Source organism: Actinomycetota bacterium (assembly GCA_036280995.1).
Taxonomy (GTDB): domain Bacteria; phylum Actinomycetota; class CALGFH01; order CALGFH01; family CALGFH01; genus CALGFH01.
Genome location: DASUPQ010000755.1, coordinates 1 through 6,174, shown reverse-complemented (window position 1 = coordinate 6,174; position 6,174 = coordinate 1). Strand labels below are relative to the sequence as shown.

The 6,174-nt window shown below is 74.2% G+C and carries 7 protein-coding genes; 5 read left to right on the top strand and 2 right to left on the bottom strand.

Annotation, left to right across the window (positions count from 1 at the left end; all coding sequences use genetic code 11):
- Nucleotides 1–690: response regulator transcription factor (locus VF468_25320; protein ID HEX5881608.1), on the bottom strand; the 690-nt coding region annotated here is incomplete at its 3' end.
- A 26-nt stretch (nt 691–716) separates the two neighbouring features.
- On the bottom strand, nt 717–1,328 hold the full coding sequence (locus VF468_25315) for an ATP-binding protein (GenBank protein HEX5881607.1): 612 nt from the start codon (nt 1,326–1,328) through the stop codon (nt 717–719).
- A gap of 337 nt (nt 1,329–1,665) precedes the next feature.
- Between VF468_25315 and VF468_25310 the strand changes: the two genes are divergently transcribed.
- From VF468_25310 to VF468_25290, 5 genes are all read left to right on the top strand, one after another.
- On the top strand, nt 1,666–2,337 hold the full coding sequence (locus VF468_25310; GenBank protein HEX5881606.1) for a response regulator transcription factor: 672 nt from the start codon (nt 1,666–1,668) through the stop codon (nt 2,335–2,337).
- A gap of 37 nt (nt 2,338–2,374) precedes the next feature.
- Nucleotides 2,375–3,541: a sulfate adenylyltransferase gene (gene sat, locus VF468_25305; GenBank protein ID HEX5881605.1), complete on the top strand. Its 1,167-nt coding sequence runs from the start codon at nt 2,375–2,377 to the stop codon at nt 3,539–3,541.
- Between the two features lie 29 nt (nt 3,542–3,570).
- Nucleotides 3,571–4,116: an adenylyl-sulfate kinase gene (gene cysC / locus VF468_25300; GenBank protein HEX5881604.1), complete on the top strand. Its 546-nt coding sequence runs from the start codon at nt 3,571–3,573 to the stop codon at nt 4,114–4,116.
- A gap of 4 nt (nt 4,117–4,120) precedes the next feature.
- A complete protein-coding gene (locus VF468_25295; protein ID HEX5881603.1) occupies nt 4,121–4,990 on the top strand; it encodes a PHP domain-containing protein in 870 nt (289 codons plus the stop codon).
- Between the two features lie 47 nt (nt 4,991–5,037).
- Nucleotides 5,038–6,174 (top strand): hypothetical protein (locus tag VF468_25290; protein ID HEX5881602.1); only part of this gene is annotated, 1,137 nt, incomplete at its 3' end.

Below are 6,174 nucleotides of genomic sequence, written 5' to 3'. Positions count from 1 at the left end.
CTCGATGCTGACCAGCCCCTGGCCAACGGCCAGCGCGGCCGCCTCCAGCTTGGAGTGTACGCCCAGCTTGACCAGCACGTTCTGGACGTGGGTGCGGACCGTGTTGAGCGACAGGAAACAGGCCTCGGCGATGCGGCGGTTGGAGTAGCCGCGGGCCAGCAGGGCCAGGACCTGGCGCTCGCGCTCCGACAGGCTGCGCAGCAGCAGCTCGGCGTGGTCGTCCCGCTCGGGCCGTTCCGGAGCCTGGTCGGCTGGCCGGGCCGCCCCGGCGGCCGCGGGCGGGCCGGCGGGCGCCGGCGGGCCGGTCAGGGTCACCCGGAAGCCGGCGGCCACCGCCCGGATGGCCTCGGCCAGCTCACGGGCGGACACGGCCCCGGTCATGCCGGCGTGGCCGCCGGGGTCGGGACGGCTGGAGGGGGCGAGCCGGGCGTCCTCGGCCAGCAGCAGCACCCTGGTCGCCGGCTCGGCCTGGCCGACCAGGCGCACCAGCTCGGTCACGGCCGGGCCGGGCATCTGGGTGTCGACCACCAGCACGTCGGGATGGTGGGTGAGCACGGCCTGCAGGGCCGAGGCGCCGTCGCCCGCCAGGGCGACGACTTCGAGGTCGTCTTCGGCCGAGAGCACCATGCCGAGGCCCTCGACGAACGCGTCGTGGTCGTCCGCGAGGACGACCCGGACCGGTTGCCGCATTGACCGCTCCCCCCCGAGAGGCCGTTTCAGGTGTTGACGGCGTTGTCCAGTGGATCCGGTTCGGCGGCTGGCCGCAGCGGCACGCGCAGCCCTACGAGGGTACCTCCACCGTCACGGGGCGCAACCCATGACGTCCCGCCGGCCTCGTCGAGGAAGCGGCGGACGACGAACAGCCCGATGCCGTGCCCGCTCTGGGGCGCCTCGGCGGCGCCGCGGTCGGCCACCACCACCTCGACCTGGCCGGCCGCCGGGTCGGCCCGGACGTCGACCTCGACCCCACCCGGTCCGCCGTGGGCGGCCGCGTTGTCGATCAGGTTCTCGATCGCCTGGCGCAGCATGGCCGGGCTGACCTCGGCCTCGGCCTGGACGGCCGCCTGGACGCGCACGGTCGCCCCCCGGGCCACGGCCACGGTCCTGGCCGCCGCCTGCACGGTCGCGGCCAGGTCGGGCGCGTGCCCGGCGGGCCCGGAGCGGCGCTCGGCCAGCACCGCGCCGGCCAGCTGGTCGAGGTCGGCGACCTCGGCCAGGAGCAGGTCGAGCATGGCGCTGGCATCGCGGCCCTGGTCGCGGAGCGCGGCGATCGCCTCGCCGGCGACCCGCACCGCCGCCACCCGGCGCCGCAGCTCGTGGGCGAGCATGGCGGTGGCATCCGGCCGTGGAGCTGAAGCCACTGAAGTAGTCCCCCTGTCGCTACTTGTGGGCCGTCAACGTACTGCGCAGGGGACAGCCTGCCCATCTGAAGAAGTGACTAGAGATGGTACGACTGCATGATCGGCCTTCCCGGATCCGGACGCTTTGGACCACTGATCCAGGGTGAGGAGCCCGACAGCCCGCGAGCCCCCCTTCAGCGATCCGCAAGCGGCGTCGACTGTCGTAGAGCGACTTACTGCGGCTGTACCAGGGCAGCGAGGGGTGGATCAGCCACAGTAGGCAGCCGCAAGGCTCGCCAGAGCTCGCTCGGACGACAGGATGGTCATGGCACGGGTGCTGCTTGCGGATTCGCAGCCGTTGTTCAACGAGGCGCTGGAGGCGGTGTTCTCCCGGGACGACGTCCACCAGGCGATCGGCCGCTGCTCGTCGGCCGAGGACGCCTTCACCGCCGTCTCCAGCCTCCGCCCCGACCTGGTGCTGGTCGACGCCGCCCTCGCCCTCGAGGGCTCGCCCAACCTGGTCGTCCGCATGCTGGAGGCCTGGCCCGAGGCACGGGTGATCGTGCTCGGCGACGACCACGACGCCGACCTGCTGCTGGCCGCGATCCGCGCCGGCGCCGCCGGGGTGGTGGGCAAGACCTACGGCGCCAGCACGGTGCTGCGGGTCGCCGGGGCGGTGCTCGCGGGCGAGGGGGCGGTCCCGCGCAGCATGCTGCTCGAGCTGGCCCGCCGCATGGTGGCCAGGGACCGGGCGCCCGACTCGCCGCTGTCGCGCCTGTCCCCCCGCGAGCGCCAGGTGCTCGCCCTGCTCAGCAAGGGCTGGGACAACGCCCGCATCGGGCGGGACCTGTTCATCAGCCAGCACACCGTCCGCACCCACATCCAGAACATCCTCGAGAAGCTGGGCCTGCACTCCAAGCTGGAGGCGGCCACCTTCGCCATGCAGCGCTCGATGGAGCTCGAGCTGACCCCCGGCGGCGCCGGGACGGACCACTGACCGCACGGACCAGAACGAACCACAAGGAGCACGCACTGTGACGATCAGCGAGCAGACGGTGACCGGCCCCCGCGGCGGCCTGCCCCACGGCGGGCAGCTCGTCGACCGGCGCCTGGATGCCGAGGAGGCGAGCGCGCTGGCCTCGGGCCGGCTGCCATCGCTCCCGCTGACCGCGGCCGAGGCGGCCGACCTGCGCGCGCTGGCCACCGGCGCCTACAGCCCGCTGACCGGCTTCATGGGGGCCAAGGAGCACGAGTCGGTCACCGAGTCGATGCGCCTGCCCGACGGCAACCTGTGGTCGATCCCGGTGTGCCTTGGCATCCCCGACGGGGTCCGGGTCGACGACGGCCGCCTGGCCCTGCGGGGCCCGAACGGCGGGCTGCTGGGCGTGCTCGAGGTCACCGAGGTGTTCGAGCGCGACCGGGCCGCCGAGGCCGAGCTGGTCTACGGCACCACCGACCCCGAGCACCCCGGGGTGGCCCGGGTGCTGGGCGCCCCCGGCCGGGCCGTGGCCGGCCCCGTCCAGGCCGTGGTCACCCCCCTGGCCGGGCCGGTGGGCGAACGCGCCCTGACCCCGGCCGAGACCCGGGCCGCGTTCGCCTCCCGGGGCTGGAGCACGGTGGTCGGCTTCCAGACCCGCAACCCGGTCCACCGGGCCCACGAGTACCTCATGAAGTGCGCGCTGGAGGTGGTCGACGGGCTGCTGCTGCACCCGCTGGTCGGGCCGACCAAGGAGGGCGACGTGCCCGCCGAGGTCCGCATGCGGGCCTATGAGGCGGTGCTGGGCTACTTCCCGCCCGAGCGGGTCCTGCTGTCGGCCCTGGTCGCGCCCATGCGCTACGCCGGGCCCCGCGAGGCCGTGCTGCACGCCCTGGTCCGCAAGAACTACGGCTGCACCCATTTCATCGTCGGCCGCGACCACGCCGGGGTGGGCCGCTACTACGGCACCTTCGAGGCCCAGGAGCTGATCGCCTCGCTGCCCGCCGAGGACCTGGGCATCACCCCGCTGCGGTTCGACAACGCCTTCTACTGCCGGCGCTGCCTGGCCATGGCCACCGGCAAGACCTGCCCGCATCCCGACAGCGACCACGTCGCCCTCTCCGGCACCCAGGTGCGGACCATGCTGGCCGCCGGCCAGCTGCCACCGCCCGAGTTCTCCCGGGCCGAGGTCGCCGAGCTGCTGATCCAGGCCTACCGCTCCTGACCACCACCGACGAAAGGCATCCACGTCCCATGACCAACGACACCGGGTTCGTGCTCTGGCTCACCGGCCTGTCCGGTGCGGGCAAGTCGACCGTGGCCGCCAAGCTCGGCCCCGCCCTGGCCGAGCGCGGCCACCGGGTCGAGCTGCTCGACGGCGACGACGTCCGGACCAACCTCTGCCAGGGCCTCGGCTTCAGCCGCGAGGACCGCGACACCAACATCGCCCGCATCGGCTACGTCGCCGGCAGGCTGTCCAAGCACGGCGTGGCCGTGCTGGTGGCGGCCATCTCCCCCTACCGGGAGGCCCGCGACCGGGTCCGGACCGCGGTCGACAACTTCGTCGAGGTGTACGTGGCCGCGCCGGTGTCGACCTGCGCCGAACGCGACGTCAAGGGCCTGTACGCCAAGGCCCTGGCCGGCGAGATCAAGAACTTCACCGGCGTGTCCGACCCGTACGAGCCGCCGGCCAACCCGGAGATCGTTCTCCACACCGAGGCCGAGAGCGTCGACGACTCGGTCCACCAGGTGATCTCCTGGCTGGAGGCCAACCAGCTCACCACCCCGAGCGACCACTAGCGCGATGACCGGCGACCGGGGCGGCCGGGTCGACCTCCACGCGCACACCCTGGCCAGCGACGGCAGCGACCGGCCGGACGAGCTGGTCGCCGCCGCGGCCGCGGCCGGGGTGGCGACCCTGGCCGTCACCGACCACGACACCGTGGCCGCGGTGGCCGAGGCCAAGGCCGCCGGGGAGCGCCTGGGGGTCGAGGTGCTGACCGGCTGCGAGGTCACCGCCACCGTCGGGGACCGGGTCGTCCACGTACTGCTGTACGGCGAGGGGCTGCTGGAGCCGGACCTGGCCGACGCCGTCGAGGTGGCCAGGCGGGGCCGGGAAGAGCGCAACCAGGCCATCGGCGAGCGGCTGGAGCGCCTCTGCGGGGTCGGCCACGCCGACGCCGCCGAGGTCGCCGGGGCCAGCGCCCTGTCGCGGGCCCACTTCGCCCGGGCGATGGTCGCCCGGGGGGTCGTGGCCGACGTGGCCGAGGCCTTCGACCGCTACCTGTCGTCGGGGCGGCCCGCCTACGTGCCCGCCCCGAGCGTGTCGCTGACCGATGCCGTGGCCCTGGCCGCCAAGGCCGGCGGGGTGGCCGTGCTGGCCCACCCGGGCCGGCTGGCCGACGCCGAGCGCGACCGGGTGGTCGGCGAGGCCCTGGAGGCCGGGATCGACGGGGTCGAGGTCTGGCACTCCGAGCACGACGACAGCCTGCGCCGGTCCCTGGCCAGCCTGGTCGAGCGCCGGGGCCTGCTGGCCACCGGCGGATCCGACTACCACGGCCGGCACAAGCCGGATGTGCGCGTCGGCAGCGGCCGCGGCGGCAACGTGACCGTTCCCGCGGAGCTGCTGGATGTCCTCAGGGACCGATTGGCGTCGGCCGTCCTGGATGAGTAGGCTCCGCGCCGCATGACCGCCGACCAAGGCAAGGGGGGCTTCACCCGATGACCGTGCGTTCCCGACTGCTGCCGCTGGCGGCCCTGCTCCTGGCCGTCGCGACCGCCATCGCCCTGTCGGTGGCCCTGTCCGGGCCGGCCGGGGCGATCGTCAGCGCCAACCCGGACGACGGCACCTGCGTGACCAACGGGCGGGTCAACGCCGTCGCCTACCTGGGCGGCACCATCTACCTCGGCGGCAGCTTCACCTCGGTCGACGGGACGACCCGCAACCGGCTGGCCGCCTGCGACGCCGCCACCGGCAACCTGCTGTCGTGGAACCCCAGCGCCAACGGCGTCGTCCGCGCCCTCAAGATCTCCCCCGCCGGGACCCGGGTGTACGTGGGCGGGGACTTCACCTCGGTCGGCGGGGCGGTCCGCGCCCGGGTCGCCGCCCTCAACCCGGCCAGCGGCGCCGCCTTCTCCTGGAGCCCGTACGTCAACGACAGCGTCAAGGCGATCACGACCTCCACCACCGGCTCCACCGTCTACGTCGGCGGCGACTTCACCTCGGCCGAGGGGGCCGGCCGACGGCGCCTGGCCGCCTTCAACGCCACCAGCGGCAACATCTCCACCACCTTCAAGCCGAACGTCTCCAACGGCACCGGCAACTTCGCCACCGTGCTGGCCCTGGCCGTCCACCCCAACAACCAGACCCTCTACTTCAGCGGCGACTTCGCCCTGGTCAACGGCACCTCGCGCCGCAACGCGGCCGCCGTGTCGACCGGTGTGGCCACCCTGCGGGCCTGGAACCCCGCCTCCACCGCCGACGTCGCCGGCGACCTGGTGGTCTCGGCCTCGGGCAACACCGTGTTCGTGGGCGGCCGGGCAACCGGCGGCTACGTGCAGGCCTACGGCCCCACGGCCGGCGGTGCCCCGGTGTGGAACGTCCGGACCAACGGCGACGTCGAGGCCCTGGCCGTGTCCTCCTCGGTCCTGTACGTGGGTGGCCACTTCACCACCGTCGGCGGGACCGGCCGCGGCCACCTGGCCGCCCTGAGCACCTCCGGCGGCCGCCTCCAGGGCTGGGCGCCCACCGCCGACGGCGTCTTCGGCGCCTTCGGCGCGGCCATCACCAGCTCCCGGGTCGCCTTCGGGGGCGAGTTCACCACCGTCGCCGGCGAAGCCCACCAGGGCATCGTGCAG